The following is an 18,333-nucleotide window of genomic DNA, read 5'->3' on the forward strand; positions in this document are numbered from 1 at the left end:
GTCGCCGCTCAGCCCTCGGCGAACAGCACCTGTCGGATCTCGGCCACCAAGGTCTCCACCGCCGCGGCCAGTTGCGCCAGGGCAGCCGGTGCGGGCGGCACGCCACGATGGAGCTCGGCCTCGACGGTCAGGATCTCGTCGACCAGATCGACGGCCCCCAGGGCGCCCACCGCGCCGCGCAGCTGGTGCAGCAGGCGCCCCAGCACGTCCAGCCGGCCCTCGGCCTGGGCCGCTCGCAGCGCTTCGGCGTCCTGGCCGTGGTGACGGGCGAAGACCTGCAGCAAGCGTCGCAGCAAGGCCTGGTTGCCGCCCAGTCCCGCCAGCGCGCGGGGCAGATCCAGGCCGGGGACGGCGAAGGGCGGCTCGCCGGCGTCGCCCGGCTTCGGTGGCAGCGCACCCGCCGCCAGTGTGGCCGCCAACCAGCGGCGCAGCACGCGGGCCAGCTCGCTCGGATCGACCGGCTTGGCAATGAAGTCATCCATGCCGGCGGCACGGCAGCGCTCGCGGTCGTCCTCGAACGCGTTGGCCGTCATCGCCACGATCGCGGTGCCCGCGTGGCCCGGCACCTGGCGGATGCGGCGCGTCGCTTCCAATCCGTCCATCTGCGGCATTTGCAGATCCATCAGGATCAGGTCGTAATGACTCAGGCGGGCCATCTCCAGCGCCATCTCGCCGTCGTCGGCAAGGTCGGGGCTCAGCCCCACCGCTTCGAGCAGTTGCGCACTGACCTCGCGGTTGAGCGGGTTGTCCTCGACCAGCAGCACCCGCGAGGTCGGATCGGGCCGCCACACCGCCTCGAGGCGCGCTTCGGCCGCCTCGCGCTCGCGCGGCAACGCGCGCGCCAGCGCGTCGTGCAGCAGCGACGGCGACACCGGCTTGACCAACACCGCCGCGAAGCCGATTTCGCCCAGCGCCGGTTGCGGCACCTGCCCCCCCATCGCCGAAATCATCAGGAAGGCGGGCTGCACCTCCAGCCCCGCCGCCCGGATGTGGCGCGCGGTCTCGATCCCGTCCATGCCCGGCATGCGCCAGTCCAGCACGCACAGCACGACCGGATCGCCCGCGGCCTCGGCCGCCGCCAGCGCCGCCAACGCGGCGCCGCCGGAGGCCGCGGTGTCGACGCGCAGCCCCAGCATCTCCAGCATCTCGGCAAGCACCACCCGAGCGTCTTCCAGGTCGTCCACCACCAGCGCCCGCGCGCCCTCGAAACGGGCCATGGCGCGGCGACCCGGCACCGGCGCCAGCGCCGGCTCCAGCGGCAGGTCGAACCAGAACCGGCTGCCCTGGCCCTCGCGGCTCTCGACGCGCAGCACGCCGCCCATCAGCTCGACCAGCCGCCGGCTGATGGTCAGCCCCAGGCCGGTGCCGCCGAAGCGCCGGGTGGTCGAGGTGTCGGCCTGTTCGAAGGCCTTGAAGATGCGGACCTGCTGCGCCGAGTCCATGCCGATGCCGGTGTCGCGCACCTCGTAGCGCACGAGCGGCCGGCCGTCGGCGTCGTGGACGCGGGTCAGGTTCACCCGCACATGGCCACGGTCGGTGAATTTCACCGCGTTGCCGATCAGGTTCACCAGCACCTGGCCCAGGCGAAGATCGTCACCGCGCAAATGGGTGGGCAGCGCCGGGTCGATGCGCTGCACCACCTCCAGGCCCTTCTCGATGGCCGGGTCGCACACCAGGTGGCAGGCCTGGCCGACCATGTCGTCGACATCGAAATCCCGCGACGCCAGGGTCAGCCGGCCGGCTTCGATCTTCGAGAAGTCGAGGATGTCGTTGAGGATCGCGAGCAGGTGGCGGGCCGCTCCATGGAGCTTGTCCAGGTGGCTCAGTTGCTGCGCGTCGGCATGGCGCCGCGCCAGGTGCGCCAGGCCGAGGATGGCGTTCATCGGCGTGCGGATCTCGTGGCTCATGTTGGCCAGGAATTCGCTCTTGGCGCGGGTGGCCGCCTCCGCCACGTCGCGGGCGCGAGCCAGTTCCTCGGTGCGCTCGGCCACCAACTCCTCCAGATGCAGGCGATGGCGGGCCAGCTCGTGCTCGATCGCGACGCGCTCGCCGATGTCGCGCGCGACGGCCGTGAACCGCCACTCGCCCGCGACCTGCGTCTTGGACAGGCTGACCTCCAGCAGCAGCGCCTCGCCGCCTCGCCGGCGGCCAGGGACCGGGGCACGCGCGGCCATGCGGCGCTGCCGGCTCTGCTCGGGCGTCTCGGCGGCGTAGGCGTCCAGATGGGCCTGGTGCCGCGCTTCGGCACCCGCCGGCAGCAGCCAAGCGAGCGGCTGGCCGACGATCTCCGCCGCGGCGTAGCCGAACAGCCGCTCGGCCGCCTCGTTGAAGCTCTCGACGGTCCCCTCTGGCGTCACGGTCAGCATCGCATCCGGGGCCGCCGTCAGCAGCGATCGCCACCGCTCCTCGCTGTCGGCGAGCTGGCGCAGATGCAGCGCCAGATCCGTCGCCATCCGGTTGACCGCTTGGCCCAGGCGGTCCAGCTCGCGCGTGGCCAGGCGCGGCACCTGGTGGTCGAGGTGTCCGCCGCCGATCGCGGCCGCCGCATCGCCCAGACGGCGCAACGGCCGCCCCACCAGGCGGTCCAGCCCCAGGAACAGCACGGCGGCGGCGGCGAGGAACATCGCCAGATCGAGGACATGCTCGCGCAGCGCCGTTTGCCACAAGGCGCCCAGCGCCGGGTTCAGGTCATAGCGCAGCACCACCGTGCCCACGCGGCGGTCCCGCGGCAGCGGCGCAAGCGCCGTGCGGTCGAAGGCCTGCACCAGCAGCATGTCGCCCAGGTCGCGGCGTTCCATTCGCTTGGCCACACCACCGGCGCGCAGGCCCACGGCCCAGTCGGGGGCCATGCCCGCCAGCGCACGGAACGGCTGGCCGACCTGGGCACTGTCGGTCGACACCATCACCTGGCGATCGGCATCCAGCACCGCCGCGTAATCGACCCGCGGGTCGGCCGTGGCCTGCACCACCAGCTCGGACAGCAAGGGCAGGCTGCCGGGTTCGGTGCGGGCCGCGATGACCGTCAGCAGCGCCAGCTCGCGCTGCCCCTGCGCGCGCGCACCCGCCCAGACCGCCGCCTCGGCGTTGTGCACCTGGTGGAGGAACGACACCAGCAGCGCCACCAGCGTGCAGCCCATCACCATCAACGGCAGCAGCCAGCGCAGGGGCCAGCGGGCCGGCTTGGCGCTCACTGGACGGCCCTCCGCGCCACGCGCTGCGGGATTCGCGCTTGGGAGCGGCCCGACGCGCTCACTGGACGGCCCTCCGCGCCACGCGCTGCGGGATTCGCGCTTGGGAGCGGCCCGGCGCGCTCACTGGACGGCCCTCCGCGCCACGCGCTGCGGGATTCGCGCTTGGGAGCGGCCCGGCGCGCTCATGCCCGCCCCGGCAGAAAACCGCCGTCGACCAGCCGGTCCATGTCCACCGGGTGCCGCAGCAGCCCGGCCCGCAGCATCACATCCTGCAGTCGGACCGCTGAAGCGAGCAGCGCCCCCGCGGCCGGCGACAGGCTGTCGCGGTTGGCCTGGACGCCGGGCAGGTCCAGGTCGGCGAACGCGGCCGGCACCTCGGCCGGCGGCAGCTTCAGCCGCGGGGCGATCTGCACCGAGCACGCCACCGGATCGGTCTGCCAGTCATCGCGGGCACGGAAGTGCCCGGCCACCAGCGCGCGCACCTGGGATTCGTAGGGAGGTGCCAGGACGTCGGTCCGCATCGCCAGTGTGTCGACGATGCGCCCCGGCACCTCGGCGCTGGAGAACAGCACGCGCGCGCCGGCCTGGATCAGCCGCGTCTTGACCGGCTCGTAGCTGACCACGGCATCGACCTGTCCATTGCGGTAGGCGGCCGCGTGTTCGTCGATCGCCAAGCTGATCACCTTCACATCCCGGCGCCGCAATCCGGCGCGCTGCAGCACGGCGTCCAGCATGACCGCGCCGGTGGCGCTGGTCTCGACCCCGATGCGGCGGCCCGCCAGTTCGGCCGGCGTGGTGATGTCGGGCCGGCTCATCACCACGTCGGCGCCGCGGGACACGTCGAGCACCGCCACCACGGTCAGCGGCAGTCCGTGCGAGCGTGCCGTCAGCACCTCGTCCAGCGTCAGCGCGGCGCCCTCCAGGGCCTGGCTGGCCAGCGCCCGCAGGCTGGCCGACGACGAAGGGACCTCGATCAGGCGCACCCGGTCGTTCGAGAAATAGCGCCGGGCCCGAGCCAGGTACATCAACTCGAAACCCGGCCAGGGCTGGGCACCCACCCGCAGCAGTGCGGTGTCCGACGGCGCGCAGGCCGCGAGCGCCCACGGCCCTGCGGCCAGGCTCCATAACAGTCGCCGGCGTGGGAGCTGATGCGGCGTGGCAACAGAAACCATGGGTGTTGTAGTCCATTGTGACCCAGTCACCACAGGCTAGTGAACTTCTTCGCGCACCCTCGTCACCGCCGCAGCACGGGTGCCAGCGCCCGGCCGGTGTGCGTGCCGGCCCGCACCAAGTCCTCGGGCGTGCCGGCGCAGACCACGCGCCCGCCGGCGGTGCCGCCATCGGGGCCGAGGTCGATGACCCAGTCCGCTTCGGCGATCACGTCCAGGTCATGCTCGATCACCACCACGCTGTGGCCGCCGTCGACCAGGCGGTGCAGCACATGGATCAGCTTCTCCACGTCGGCCATGTGCAGGCCCACCGTGGGCTCGTCCAGCACATAAAGGGTGTGCGGGGCTTTCTGGCCCCGGCGGGTCAGGTCGTCACGGACTTTGCTGAGCTCGGTCACCAGCTTGATGCGCTGGGCCTCGCCGCCGCTCAGGGTGGGCGAGGGCTGGCCCAGCGTCAGGTAGCCCAGGCCGACATCCTTCAGCAACTGCAGCGGGTGGGCGATGGACGGCATGCTGGCGAAGAATTCCACCGCCTCGTCGACCTCCATCGCCAGCACGTCGCCGATGCTCTTGCCGCGCCAGCTCACCGCCAGCGTCTCGGCATTGAAGCGCTGGCCGTGGCAGACGTCGCACGCCACCTTCACGTCGGGCAGGAAGCTCATCGCGATGGTGCGCATCCCCTGGCCCTCGCAGCCCGGGCAGCGACCCTGGCCGGTGTTGAAGCTGAAGCGCGCCGAGGTGTAGCCCCGCGCCTTGGCCTCCAGCGTCTCGGTGAAGAGCTTGCGGATCGGGTCCCAGAAGCCGATGTAGGTGGCGGGGCAGGAGCGCGGCGTCTTGCCGATCGGCGTCTGGTCGACTTCCAGCACGCGGTCCACGCCGCCCCAGCCGGTGAGCGACCGGCATCCGGTGAGCACCACCGAGGACGCCGCGGCTTCGTCGGGCTTGCGCCCCTTGGCCGCCACCAGCGCCGCGACGTTGGCCAGCAGCACGTCGCGCGCCAGGCTGCTCTTGCCCGAGCCGGACACGCCGGTGACGGCCACCAGCCGCGCCAGCGGCAGGTCCACGTCCACCTGCTGCAGGTTGTGCAATTGGGCGCCGCGCAGCAGCAGCGCGGGGCCATCGGCGCTCACCGCACGGCGGGCATGCAGAGGGTGCTTGAGCGGATGGGCCAGGAAACGCCCGGTCAGCGACTCGGGGTGCGACGCCAGGTCGCCTGCGCTGCCCTCGGCCACCAGCCGGCCGCCCCGCTTGCCGGCGCCGGGGCCGATGTCGATGATGTGGTCGGCGCGGCGGATGGTGTCCTCGTCGTGCTCCACCACCACCAGGGTGTTGCCGCGCTCGCTGAGGCTCTTCAGCGCGTCGAGCAGGATGCGGTTGTCGTGCGGGTGCAGGCCGATGGTGGGCTCGTCCAGCACGTAGCAGACGCCTTGCAGGTTGCTGCCCAGCTGCGCCGCCAGCCGGATGCGCTGGGCCTCGCCGCCGCTGAGCGTGGGCGCGGCGCGGTCCAGCGTCAGGTAGCCCAGGCCCACCTCGTCCAGGAACGCCAGCCGGCTCTGGATCTCGGTGATCACGTCGCGGGCGATGCCCGCCTCGCGTCCGATCAGGTGCAGGCTGTCGATCCAGGCCTTGGCGTCCTTCACCGATCCCTCGGCCACGCGATGGATCGGCAGGTCGGCGAAGGTCACCGCACGCGACGCCGCGTTCAGCCGCGCGCCGTGGCAGTCCGGGCAGGGCTCGCCGGCCACGCCCTCCACATCCGGCTCCTCGCTGGGAAAGCTCTGTTCGCGGCCCTTGTTGTCGTCGTCGCGCACGCTGTCGTCGAAGGCCTTGCGTTGCTCGCGGGTCAGTGCCAGCCCGGTGCCCACGCAGGTGGTGCACCAACCGTGCTTGGAGTTGTAGCTGAACATGCGCGGATCCAGCTCGGCGTAGCTGGTGCCGCAGGTCGGACAGGCGCGCTTGGTGGAGAACACCTTGACGCGGCCCAGCTGCGCGGTGCTGGCGCCGGCGTCCATCAGGCCGGCCAGGCCATCGAGCGGGCTCAGCAGATGCATCACGCCCTTGCCCAGGTCCAGCGCCTGGGCCAGCAAGGCGCGCAGCTCGGCTTCGTTCCCGGGGCTCACCACCAGGTCGCCCACCGGCAGTTCGAGGGTGTGCTCCTTGAAGCGGTCCAGCCGGGGCCACGGGTCGACCTTCAGGAACTCGCCATCGACCCGCAGGTGGCTGTGGCCCCGCGCCTTGGCCCACTTGGCCAGATCGGTGTAGACGCCCTTGCGGTTCACCACCAGCGGCGCCAGCAGGCCCACGTGCTGGCCCGGGTGGTCGCGCAGGATCTGCGCGGCGATGCTCTCGGCGCTCTGCGGCATGACCGGCGCGCCGTCCTTCACGCAGTGCTGCAGGCCCAGCTTGACCCACAGCAGGCGCAGGAAGTGCCAGACCTCGGTGGTGGTGGCCACCGTGCTCTTGCGACCGCCGCGCGACAGGCGCTGCTCGATCGCGACGGTCGGCGGAATGCCCCAGACCGCATCCACCTCGGGCCGGCCCGCCGGCTGCACGATGCTGCGCGCGTACGCGTTGAGCGATTCGAGGTAGCGGCGCTGGCCTTCGTTGAACAGGATGTCGAAGGCCAGCGTGGACTTGCCCGAGCCCGAGACACCGGTGACCACGCTGAACTTGCCGCGCGGAATGCTCACGTTGAGCGACTTCAGGTTGTGCTCGCGCGCGTTGACGATCTGGATCGCATCGTCCGCGGCGTCGCCGTTCCGCGGCCGGGGCTTCAGCAGGCTGCCCAGGTAGGCGCCGCCATGGACCGCCTCGCCGCCCATCTTCTCGCTCACCCCGAGCGCCCCGTCGTACTCGGCCAAGGCCCGGCCGGTGTGCGAGCTGGGGTGGCGGCGCAGATCTTCCGGCGTGCCCACGGCCACCACCTGGCCGCCGGCGTCGCCGCCTTCGAGGCCCAGGTCGATCAGCCAGTCGGCCGCCCGGATCACATCGAGGTTGTGCTCGATCACCAGCAGCGAATGGCCGGCGTCGAGCAGCTTGCGCAGCGCGCGCATCAGCTTGGCGATGTCGTCGAAGTGCAGGCCGGTGGTCGGCTCGTCGAAGACGAACAAGGTGCCCTTCTTCGCCACCGCCTGTCGCGGCGCACCGGCGGCCTCGGCGAGGTGGCCGGCCAGCTTCAGGCGCTGGGCCTCGCCGCCGCTGAGCGTGGGCACCGGCTGGCCCAGGCGCACGTAGTCCAGTCCGACGTCGACGATGGGCTGGAGCGTGCGCACCACCTCGCGGTCGGCGGCGAACAGTGCCACCGCCTCGCTCACCGTCAGGTCCAGCGTGTCGGCGATCGAGAGCTGGCGCGGACCGCGCACGATCTTCACGTCCAGGATCTCGTTGCGGTAGCGCCTGCCGTCGCAGTCCGGGCAGCGCAGGTAGACGTCGGACAGGAACTGCATCTCCACGTGCTCGAAGCCCGAGCCGCCGCAAGTCGGGCAGCGGCCGTCGCCGGCATTGAAGCTGAACATGCCGGCGGTGTAGCTGCGTTCCTGCGCCAGCGGCGCGACGGCGAACAGCTTGCGGATCTCGTCGAAGGCACCGACATAGCTGGCCGGGTTCGAACGCGCGGTCTTGCCGATCGGGCTCTGGTCGACGAACTGGACCTCGGCCAGATGATCCATGCCCAGCAATCGGTCATGCTCGCCCGGCACCTCGGTGGCCTTGCCGAAATGGCGGAACAGGGCCGGCACGAGCACGTCCTGCACCAGCGTGCTCTTGCCCGAGCCCGAGACCCCGGTCACCACCGTCAGGCAGTGCAGCGGGAACTCGACCGCGATGTCCTTCAGGTTGTTGTGCCGCGCGCCCTCCAGGATCAGCCGCGGCGTGCTCGCGTCGACGAAACGCTTGAAGCCCATGCCCACGCTCTTGCGTGCGCCCAGGTAGGCACCGGTCAGCGTGTCGGCATGGCGGGCCTGGTCGGGCGAGCCGTCGAACACGATCCGTCCGCCCTTTTCGCCGGGGCCGGGACCCATATCGATCAGCCGGTCGGCGGCCAGCATCACCGCCGGATCGTGTTCCACCACCACCAGCGTGTTGCCGGCGTCGCGCAAGCGGTGCATCGCGACGACGATCCGGTTCATGTCACGCGGGTGCAGGCCAATGCTGGGCTCGTCGAGCACGAACAAGGTGTTGACCAACGAGGTGCCCAGCGCGGTGGTCAGGTTGATGCGCTGCACCTCGCCGCCGCTGAGCGTGCGGCTCTGCCGGTCCAGCGTCAGGTAGCCCAGGCCGACGTCGCACAGGTACTTGATGCGGGTGCGCACCTCGCCCAGCAGCAGCTTGAGCGCCTCGTCGCGCAAAGCGTCGGGCAGGCTCAGCGTCTCGAAGAAGGTCTGCAGGCGCTCGATCGGCAGCAGCATCAGATCGCTCAGGCTCAGACCAGGCAAGGCCTGCAGTTGCTCGCGCGACCAGGCGGCCCCCACCGGCAGGTGGCGCCGGACCGGGTCCAGCACCGCATCCGCATTGGCCCGGGTGCCCAGGCGCCACAGCAGGGCCTCCCGCTTGAGCCGTGCGCCGCCGCAACTCGGGCAGGGGGTGTAGCTGCGGTACTTGGACAAGAGCACGCGGATGTGCATCTTGTAGGCCTTGCTCTCCAGGTACTCGAAGAAGCGGCGCACGCCATACCACTGCTTGTTCCAGTTGCCGTTCCAGTTCGGCGAGCCGTTCAGCACCCAGTCGTGCTGGGCCGGCGTGAGCTGGCTCCAGGCGGTGTCGCGCGGGATGCCGGCCTCGCCGGCGTACTTCATCAGGTCGTCCTGGCATTCTTTCCAGGCCGGGGTCTGCAGTGGCTTGATCGCGCCGCTGCGCAGGGTCTTGCGCTGGTCGGGGATCACCAGGCCGAAATCCACGCCGATCACCCGGCCGAAGCCACGGCAGGTCTCGCAGGCGCCATAGGCCGAGTTGAAGCTGAACAGCGCCGGCTGCGGGTCGCCGTAGCGCAAGCCGCTTTCGGGGCAATGCAGGCCGGTGGAGTAACGCCACAGCTCGGGCTCGCCTTCGTCGTGAGTCGACGCCGGCCCGCCCCGCGTCGACTCCCCCCCTTCGGTGGGCGGGGCTTGCACAGCAGGCCCCCGGGGGCGCGCATTCAGCGCGTAGACGGTGAGCCGGCCGCTGCCGCGCTTGAGCGCCAGTTCGATCGCCTCCATCACCCGCACGCGCTCGGCGGTGCCGACGCGGAAGCGGTCGGCAACGACGTCGAGCTGCTTCTTGCCGTCGACCGTGCGCTCGGCCTGCACCCGCGCGAAACCGCTGGCCTGCAGCCATTGTTCGAGTTGTTCGGCGCTGGTGTTGGCCGGCAATTCGACCGGAAAGGTCAGCACCAGGCGCGGGCCGCCGTCCTGGGTCGAGCCGGCGACCGCGGCAGCGCGCGCCTGCAGGTCTTCATAGATGGTCTCTGGCGTGTCGTGCCGCACCGGCAGCGCGGTCTGCTGGTCGAACAACTGGGCCGCCCGGGCGAAGAGCAGCTTCAGGTGGTCGTTCAGCTCGGTCATCGTGCCCACGGTGCTGCGGCTGGTACGGACCGGGTTGGTCTGATCGATCGCGATCGCCGGCGGCACGCCGTCCACCTTGTCCACCGCTGGCCGGTCCATGCGGTCGAGGAATTGGCGCGCGTAGGCCGAAAAGGTCTCGACATAGCGGCGCTGGCCCTCGGCGTACAACGTGTCGAACACCAGGCTGGACTTGCCCGAGCCGCTCGGGCCGGTGACCACGGTCATCTCCCCGGTGCGAAGGTCCAGGTCCAGGTTCTTCAGGTTGTGCTGGCGGGCGCCGCGGATGTGGATCAGGCCGGAGGACATGGGGAGGGGCGGGGGCAGGGGAAGACCCGCTATGTTGGCACGAGCCCGGCCCGGCCCCGGCGCACGGGGCTTCTGCCGCGGCATGGCGGCGCGCTTTCTGAAACTTTGGGTAAAGGCAGGGTCCTGGCGGTCATCCGTCGGGCCGGCTCGGCAGTTAAGGAACGATCCGCCTGGCGTTCGCCGGGATCAGAAAGGCTCTCGATGATTCGCCCTCTCGTACTGACCCTGTCGGTGACCGCCGCCGCGCTGCTGTCGGCCTGTGTCGTGGCACCGTACGGCTACCACGGCGGCTATGTGGCACCGGTCGATGGACCGGTGGTCGTCGCGCCGATGGCGCCGCCCCCGCCTCTGGTGGAGGTGCAGCCGGCCATGCCGTTCTACGGCGCCATCTGGATCGGCGGCTTCTGGAACTGGGTTGGCGGCCGCCACGTCTGGGTCGCCGGCCATTGGGACCACCCGCGCGACGGCTACCGCTGGCAGCCGCACCAATGGGAACAGCGCGGCAACCAGTGGAACCTGCGCGGCGGCTGGCGGCGCGAACGCTGAGCGGATGCCTGGTGTTGCCGAAAGGTGAAGAAGGCGTGAATTGACGGTTCCTCGGGCGGCTGATCGGAGGCTCGGACCGTCGCCGCCGCCGCTAGCCTTGGTGCATGGATCAACCCCTGCATCGCCATGCCCACGCCCTCTCCTGCTTCGCTCGTTGAACCCACCGCCTCCCCCGCTCGCGTCCTGGTGGTGGACCCCGACCCCGACGCCCGCCGCTGGGCGGACCTGTGCCTGCGGCCGCAGGGCCACAGCGTGCATGCCACGAGCGACGCCGACCTGATCGAGACGGCAGGCCAGCGCGGTTTCGACCTGGTGTTGATGGACCCGGCCGCCCGCGCGGGCCGCGGCACCCGCCACGGCCACGATGCCTGGCAGCGCCTGCGCGGCCTGCGTGACCAATGCACCCGCCTGCCGGTGATCGTGATGCACGCCGGACACGACGCCGACGACCGCACCGTGGCGCTGGAACTCGGCGCCGACGCGGTCGTGGACAAGCCCTGCGAACCGCGTGAATTGCGGGCCCGCGTGACGGCCCTGCTGCGGCGCCTGCGCGAGCAGGCGGCCGACCGCGTGATCTGCTTCGGGCCCTGGCGACTGGATCCGGACCAGCGCCGGCTGCACGTGCCCACCGGCTTGCAGATCAGCCTGAGCGCCGCAGAATGCCGCCTGCTGCAGACCTTGCTGCGCCACCCTCGCCGGGGCCTGGGTCCCGCCCAGCTGCGCGCACTGGTGCAGGACGGCGACGGCACGCCGATCGACCGCCGGGTCGACCAGCTGATCTCGCGCCTGGGTCCGCACCTGGACGCCGACGCCCGCCGCGACCAGCTGCTGCACCGCCTGCGGGGCGTCAGCCACTGGTTCGACGCGCTGGACTGAGCCCGCCCAGGCCCGCGGCAGGTCCGGGGACCGCACGGCCCGCCGCGCAGCGGCTCATTCGCCCGCGAAGAATCGCTCGACCAGCGCGTACTGCTCGGGCACGTTCAGCGCCGGCGCGTGGCCGCAGCCGGCGATGTTGACCACCACGGCGCGCGGGCCGCGTTGGCGCATCTGTTCGGCGACCTCGGGCTCCAGCAGGTCGGAATGCTCGCCGCGCAGACACAGCACGGGCACGGTCAGCGCATCCCAGGCCACCCATTGGTCGTAGTCGGCCGGGTGGTGGATGAACTGCTGCACCATCGCCGGATCGTAGTGCGGCGTCACCCGGCCATCCGGCAGCCGTCGCACCGAGGTTTCGGTCAGGCGCCGCCACTGCGCGTCGGTCAGGAACCCATAGGGCTGGTAGACGGTGCGGAAGTACTGTTCCAGCTCGCTCACCGTGGCGAAGGCGGGCGGACTGCCGGCGTAGCTGCGGATGCGCTCGACCGCCGGAGCAGCCAGCTGCGGCCCGATGTCATTCAGCACCAGCCGGGTGATGCGACCGGCCAGCGGGCCGGCTGCCGCACGCAGGCCGATCGCCCCGCCCATCGAGGTGCCCAGCCAGCGGCACTGGGCGATCCCCAGTTGGTCGACCAGCGCGGTCGCCAGCTCGGCATAGAAGGCCAGGCAATACTCGCGCGCCGGGTCGGGGCTCCATTGGCTCAGGCCGCGGCCGATCGTGTCCGGGCAGATCACGCGGTAACGGGTGGCCAGGCGCAGCGCGATGTCGTCCATGTCGCGCCCTGTGCGCGCCAGGCCGTGCCAGGCGATCACGGTGTCGGCGTGGCCGGTGCCCCACTCTGTGTAGTGCAGCTCGCGGCCGGCGCAACTCAGGTAGTGCGAGGTGAAACTCATGGCGCGGTCTCCGGTCGGTGGACGGATCAGGATGTGCGGCGCTGCGCGCCCTGGCGCAGCCGCCCGACCACGCCGCTGGGAAAGTGGTACACGGACAGCACGAACAGCAACCCCAGCCACAGCAGCCAGCGCTCGGGTGCCACCAGGTGCGACAGCAGCGGCACCTGGGACAGCACGCCGCCATCGCCGCCCAGCCCCTTCAGCAGATCCTGCAGATAGTTCTGCGCCAGCACGAACAGCACCGTGCCGAGCACCGCGCCGTACATCGTTCCCATGCCGCCGATGACCACGATCAGCAGGATGTCGAGCATGATCTCGAACGACAGCGTGGTGTCCGGCCCGGTGTAGCGCAGCCACAGCGCCAGCAGCGCGCCGGCCGCGGTCGCGAACAGCGCCGACAGCACGTTGCTGAGCGTGCGGTAGACGACGGTGCGGTAGCCGATCGCCTCGGCGCGGAAGTCGTTCTCGCGGATCGCCAGCAACACCCGGCCGAACGGCGAATTGACGATGCGCAGCAGCAGGCCGAACAGCAGCAGCACGGCGGCGAAGATCAGGTAGTAGGTGAGGATCTTGCCGTCGATCATCAGCCCGAAGTGCGGCCGCGCGAAGGGCTCGAAGGCGGGTGAGAGCACGTCCGGCAGGCTGAAGCTCAGGCCGTCTTCGCCACCGGTGAAGTCGGACAGCTGCGACGCCAGGGTCTGGAATGCCGCCGCCACCGCCAGCGTGATCATCGCGTAGAAGATCGCCTTCACGCGCAGGCTGAACAGCCCGATCAGCAGGCTCAGGGCCAGCGACACCGCCAGCGCACCCGCCAATCCCAGCAGCACCGCGCCGAAGCCCACGCCGCCGTCGCCGTCGGCCAGCCGGGTGCAGGCGATCGCCACGCCATAGGCACCGATGCCGAAGAACATCGTGTGCGCGAAGCTGACGATGCCGGTGTAGCCCAGCAGCAGGTCGTAACTGGCCACCAGCAGGATGAACACCAGCATCTTGGCCGCCACCCCCAGCGCCTTTTCACCGTGAAACAGGAACGGCGCCAACGCCAGCGCGACGAGGATGAACAGCAGCACCGCCGCGAGCCAGCGGCTGCGCGGCAAATCGTGCGAAAGCAGGCGGTTCAGCATGGGGTCAGCGATTCGAAAGCGGGTACAGCCCCTGCGGCCGCCACAGCAGCACCGCCACCATCAGGCCGATGTTCGAGAACAGCGCCACCTTGGGCGCCAGGAAACCGGCGTAGTTGGCCACCAGGCCGACCATCAGCGCGCCGACGAAGCAGCCCAGCGTCGAACCCAGGCCGCCGATGATGATGACGATGAAGATCAGCGTGTTGACCTGCGCGCCGATCTGCGGGGCGACGCTTTGCTGGTACAGGCCCCACATCACGCCGCCCAGACCGGCCAGCGCCGAACCGGCGACGAACACGCCGACGAACAGGCGGCGGATGCGGTAGCCCAGGGCTTCGACCATCTCGCGGTCCTGCACGCCGGCGCGGATCAGCAGGCCGAGCTTGGTGCGGTTCAGCGTCCACAGCAGCGCCGCGAACACGACCAAGCCGATGACGACCGCCAGCAGCCGGTACTTCTCGACCGCCGCATTGCCGAAGATCAGCGCCCCCTGCAGCGCCTGCGGCAGCGGCAGCGGGATCTGCTCCGGGCCCCAGATCATCTTGATGCACTCCTCGCCGATGATCATGCCGCCCATCGTGATCAGGATCTGCTTCAGGTGCTGCCCGTAGACCGGCCGCACGATGAAGCGCTCGAAGGCCAGGCCGACCGCGCCGGCAGCCAGCATCGCGGCCAGCATCGCCAGCCCCACGGCCGCCAGGTTCTGCAGCAGCGACGGGCTGGTCGTCCAGCCGCCCAGTTGCCCCAGCACGGTGGTGGCGACGAAGGCGCCGATGGCGATGAACACGCCATGACCGAAGTTCAGCACGTCCATCAGGCCGAAGACCAGCGTCAGGCCCGACGCGATGATGAAGACGATCAGGCCCATCGCCAGCCCGGCCACGGTCAGCGTCAACCAGGTGCTGGCGCTGCCCATCAGCGGCAGACCGACCAGCATGACCCCCGCCAGCAGCGCCAGCGGCCGCGCGTCGAACTGCCTCTGGGGAATGGCGGCGCCGGCCGACGGTGCGGCTGCCGCGCTGGCCTGCGAGGTCATTGGTGCGCTCCCAGCGTCAGACCCAGCAGGCGCTGCTGCAGGGCCTCGTCTTCGGCCAGCTCGGCCATGCGGCCGGCGTGTACCACGCGGCCGTCGTCCATCACCGCCACCTGGTCGCCCAAGGCCTTGGCCATCATGAAGTTCTGCTCCACCAGCAGAATGGTGGTGCGCTGGCGCTTGAGCTCCTGCAGCGCCGCCACGAGGTTCAGGATGATCGCCGGCGCCAGGCCCTTGCTGGGCTCGTCGATCAGGATCAGTTCGCGCGGCTCGATGATGGCGCGCGCCACCGCCAGCATCTGCTTCTGCCCGCCACTGAGCTTGCCGGCCGGATAGAGCCAGAACTTGTGCAGCGCCGGAAACAGGCCGAAGATCCAGTCGAGCCGGGCGGGGTCGAGATCGTCCACACGCCGCGCCGCGCGGGCGGCCAGCAGCAGGTTGTCCTGGACCGTCAGGTCGCTGAAGATGCCCATGCTCTCGGGCACGTAGGCGATGCCGAGTTGCGCGATCTCGGGCGTGCCGGCCTGCCCGCCGGGGCCGCCGATCTGCCGGCCCTTGAAGCGCACCGCCCCTTGCGACGCCGCCCACAAGCCCATGATGGTTCTGAGGGTGGTGCTCTTGCCCGCGCCGTTGCGCCCCAGCAGCATCGTCACCTGGCCGGGGTGCACCGCCAGGTCCACGCCGTGCAGGATGTGGTACGCGCCGATGTGGGTGTGCACGCCTTCCAGCGTCAGGACGGCACTCACGACGGCACCTCGTCGACCACCGGCGCGGTGCCCAGGTAGGCCTGCTGCACGACATCGGATGCGATCACCGCCGCGGGCTCGCCGTCGGCCACCAGGGCGCCGTTGTGCAGCACGACGATGCGGTCGGCCAGCTCGCGCACCACGTCCATCTTGTGCTCCACCAGCAGGATCACGCGGTCGCGCCGCGCCTTCAGCGCGCGGATCAGGTCCAGCACCACCGGCACCTCGTCCACGCTCATGCCGGCGGTGGGCTCGTCGAACAGGTAGACCCGCGGATCCAGTGCCATCAGCAGCGCCACTTCGAGCTTGCGCTGGTCGCCGTGCGGCAGCGTGGCGGCCAGCGCCTCGCGCTTGTCCCACAGCCGCACGGTGGCCAGGATCTCGCGGCTTTCCTCCAGCCAGTCCTTGCGGTCGCTCCAGACCTGCCACAGGGTCAGCCCGCCGCCGTGGCGCGCCTGCACGGCCAGGCGCAGGTTCTCCTGCACGCTCAGGTGAGGGAACAGCTGGGTCAGCTGGAACGCCCGGCCCAGGCCGCGCCGGGTGCGCAGCGGCGCGCTCAGCCGGGTGATGTCCATGTCGTCCAGCAGCACCTGACCCTCGCTGGCCGCCAGCTGGCCCGAGATCAGGTTGAAGTAGGTCGTCTTGCCTGCGCCGTTGGGGCCGACGATGGCGGTGAGCGTGCCGGGCGCGAACGCGCACGACACACGGTCCACCGCCACGTGGCCGCCGAAGCGGATGGTCAGGTTGCGGGTCTCCAGCACGGCAGCGCCAACGACCGGGTTCAGCGCTTGTTCAGGATCGGCACCTGCATCTCTTCCGGCTTGATCTCGCGCACCAGCTCGGGCACGCCCCAGGCGAAGGCCGGGTCCACCTTGATCCGGAAGTGGTACATGCTCTGCATCGCCTGGTGGTCTTCCTTGCGGAAGGTCATCTTGCCCTTGGGGGTCTCGAAGCTCATGCCCTCCATCGTGCTGATCAGCTTGGCGGTGTGGGTGTCGCCATGGGTCCTCTTCAGCGCCTCCACCAGCGCGATCGCCGCGCTCATGCCGCCGGCGGTGAAGAAGTCGGGCGGGGTCTTGAACTGCTTGTAGTGGCTGGCCACCAGCCACTCGTTGACCGGGTTCTTCGGGATGCCGAAGTAGTAGTAGGTGGCGCCTTCCATGCCGGGGAAATTCTTGTACGCCGCCATCGCCGGCAGGATGTTGCCGCCGGTCTGCACCTCGATGCCGAAGCGCTTCTTCAGGTCCAGCGCAGCCAGCGCGGCATAGGGCGGGTTGGCCCCGGCCCACACCACCTCGATCACCTTGTGGCCCGGCTTGTCCTTCAGCGCATCGACCAGGCGCTGGATGCCGGCGGTGAAATCGGTGGTGGCCGGCGGCAGGTATTCCTCGTGGACGATCCGGGCCTGCTTGAGCGCGTCCTTGAAGGCCTTGACGCCGTCGCGTCCGAAGGCGTAGTCCTGGGCCAGCGTCGCGACGCTGACGCCGGGATGATCCAGCGCCGCCGCGTTGGCAATCGCGTCCTGCGACGAATTGCGACCGGTGCGGAAGATGTACTTGTTCCACTTCGACCCGGTGATCGAATCGGCCACGGCCGGCTCCACCAGCAGGATCTTCTTGTACTCGGCCGCCACCGGCAGCATCGCCAACGCGACGCCGGACGAGGTCGGTCCGACGGCGATGTCCGCCTTGTCATCGCCGTAGGCGGCTTCGAGCAGGCTCTTGCCCAGATCGGGCTTGCCCTGGTCGTCCTTCTCGATCACCACCAACTTCTTGCCCGCCACCATCATCGTGCCGCCGGTGGCGTACTCCAGGCCGAGGTTGAAGCCGACCGAGGTCTGCTTGCCGTAGGCCTCCAGCGGGCCGGTGAGGCTGTGGATGTGGGCGATGCGGATTTCACCCGCCGCCGCGGCCGCCGCGCCCGGCGTCAGCACGCCCGCGGCAGCCAGCGCCAGCAGCGACACCGACGCCGCCAGCGCCTGGCGACGGCTGGCAACAGGGAGGGGGGAAGCAAGGGCAGCAGTACGACGGTGGCTCATGACGTCTCCAAGATCCATCGGGTTGTGATGGACCGCTTCTCCGCAATGCCTGTGCCGAATCCGTCGAACCGCGGGTAAGTCCCAGGCCGAAAGCCGCCCCCGGCAGGGGCCGCACCAGGGTTCGCGACACGGCATGCGGCGTTTCGCAGCCGGCGCGCTGCCCGCATTCGTCTTGTGGCCGTCCAATCACCGGACACACCGCCGAGACAACCGACACTCGGGGCCGGCGGATGTCCGCCCGTCAGACAATCGGCGCCAGCGGCCCGACCCGCGCTCAGCCCCCGAAGCGCACCTCGTCCGCCGGGGTCAGCGACACCGTCGGCCCGAAGCTGGTCAACCAGCGCAGGGTCTGGTTGTGGTGGGTGATGACTTGCTGCGGGCTGAGGCCAGGGCTGCCGGGCGTGGAGTGCGCGTCCGAGGCCAGCACCACGGCGTAGCCCAGCGCCAGGGCCTGACGCACCGTGGTATCGACGCAGAACTGGGTCTGCAACCCGCAGATCACCAGGGCATCGACCCCGCGCTCGTCCAGCAAGGATTTCAACGCAGTGCCGTGGAAGGAATTCGGGGTGGACTTGGCGATGCGCAAGTCGGTCTCGCGGACGACCAGCCCGTCAGCCAGTTGCCAGGCGGCGGAACCGCGCAGCAGCGGGCCGTCGGCTTCCTCGTGCTGGATCAGCAGCACCGGCACCTCGGCCTGCCGCGCACGATCCGCCAGACGGTTGATGCGGGCCAGCACGTTGGCGATGTCGTGGGCGGCCTCCTCGCCGCTGCAAAGGCCTTGCTGGAGATCGATGATGAGCAGCGCTGAGGTCATGATGAAAAATTGGAGGAGTGGAGGGAGTTTCGCGCACAGCGGACGAGGCGGTCGGCCGG

The 18,333-nt window shown here is 70.5% G+C and carries 12 protein-coding genes; 2 read left to right on the forward strand and 10 right to left on the reverse strand.

The window, feature by feature from the left end:
• Positions 1-8: 8 nt before the first annotated feature.
• The 3 genes from AC0N04_RS04165 to uvrA all read right to left on the reverse strand — a co-directional run bounded on the left by AC0N04_RS04165 (position 9) and on the right by uvrA (position 10,203).
• Positions 9-3,191, reverse strand: a complete 3,183-nt coding sequence (locus AC0N04_RS04165; protein ID WP_474278913.1) for a response regulator — start codon at positions 3,189-3,191, stop codon at positions 9-11.
• Between the two features lie 182 nt (positions 3,192-3,373).
• Complete coding sequence (locus tag AC0N04_RS04170) at positions 3,374-4,363, reverse strand: ABC transporter substrate-binding protein (RefSeq protein ID WP_474278915.1); 990 nt, start codon at positions 4,361-4,363, stop codon at positions 3,374-3,376.
• 62 nt (positions 4,364-4,425) lie between these two features.
• The gene (gene uvrA, locus AC0N04_RS04175; RefSeq protein WP_474278917.1) at positions 4,426-10,203 is read right to left on the reverse strand and encodes an excinuclease ABC subunit UvrA; all 5,778 of its coding nucleotides are present in this window, start codon (positions 10,201-10,203) and stop codon (positions 4,426-4,428) included.
• 201 nt (positions 10,204-10,404) lie between these two features.
• Between uvrA and AC0N04_RS04180 the strand changes: the two genes are divergently transcribed.
• Together AC0N04_RS04180 and AC0N04_RS04185 are read left to right on the forward strand one after the other, a co-directional pair.
• Positions 10,405-10,749, forward strand: coding sequence for a hypothetical protein (locus AC0N04_RS04180; protein ID WP_474278919.1), 345 nt, complete (start codon positions 10,405-10,407; stop codon positions 10,747-10,749).
• Positions 10,750-10,875: 126 nt separating this feature from the next.
• Complete coding sequence (locus AC0N04_RS04185; protein WP_474278921.1) at positions 10,876-11,625, forward strand: response regulator transcription factor; 750 nt, start codon at positions 10,876-10,878, stop codon at positions 11,623-11,625.
• Between the two features lie 54 nt (positions 11,626-11,679).
• Here AC0N04_RS04185 and AC0N04_RS04190 read toward each other — a convergent pair whose 3' ends face one another.
• From AC0N04_RS04190 to AC0N04_RS04220, 7 genes are all read right to left on the reverse strand, one after another.
• Complete coding sequence (locus tag AC0N04_RS04190; RefSeq protein WP_474278923.1) at positions 11,680-12,519, reverse strand: alpha/beta fold hydrolase; 840 nt, start codon at positions 12,517-12,519, stop codon at positions 11,680-11,682.
• 26 nt (positions 12,520-12,545) lie between these two features.
• Positions 12,546-13,643 carry a branched-chain amino acid ABC transporter permease gene (locus AC0N04_RS04195; RefSeq protein ID WP_474278925.1) on the reverse strand — a complete coding sequence of 366 codons (1,098 nt, stop codon included), beginning with the start codon at positions 13,641-13,643 and terminating at the stop codon, positions 12,546-12,548.
• A gap of 4 nt (positions 13,644-13,647) precedes the next feature.
• Positions 13,648-14,580 (reverse strand): branched-chain amino acid ABC transporter permease, encoded by a 933-nt coding sequence (locus AC0N04_RS04200; RefSeq protein WP_474279066.1) that lies wholly within the window; start codon positions 14,578-14,580, stop codon positions 13,648-13,650.
• Positions 14,581-14,675: 95 nt separating this feature from the next.
• A complete protein-coding gene (locus AC0N04_RS04205) occupies positions 14,676-15,422 on the reverse strand; it encodes an ABC transporter ATP-binding protein (protein WP_474278927.1) in 747 nt (248 codons plus the stop codon).
• Positions 15,419-16,183, reverse strand: a complete 765-nt coding sequence (locus AC0N04_RS04210) for an ABC transporter ATP-binding protein (RefSeq protein WP_474278929.1) — start codon at positions 16,181-16,183, stop codon at positions 15,419-15,421. The genes AC0N04_RS04205 and AC0N04_RS04210 overlap by 4 nt, the downstream gene beginning before the upstream one ends.
• A 20-nt stretch (positions 16,184-16,203) precedes the next feature.
• Complete coding sequence (locus AC0N04_RS04215) at positions 16,204-17,460, reverse strand: substrate-binding domain-containing protein (protein ID WP_474278931.1); 1,257 nt, start codon at positions 17,458-17,460, stop codon at positions 16,204-16,206.
• 274 nt (positions 17,461-17,734) lie between these two features.
• The gene (locus AC0N04_RS04220; RefSeq protein WP_474278933.1) at positions 17,735-18,274 is read right to left on the reverse strand and encodes a cysteine hydrolase family protein; all 540 of its coding nucleotides are present in this window, start codon (positions 18,272-18,274) and stop codon (positions 17,735-17,737) included.
• Positions 18,275-18,333 lie beyond the last annotated feature (59 nt).

The organism is Ideonella sp. sgz306126 (assembly GCF_056032705.1).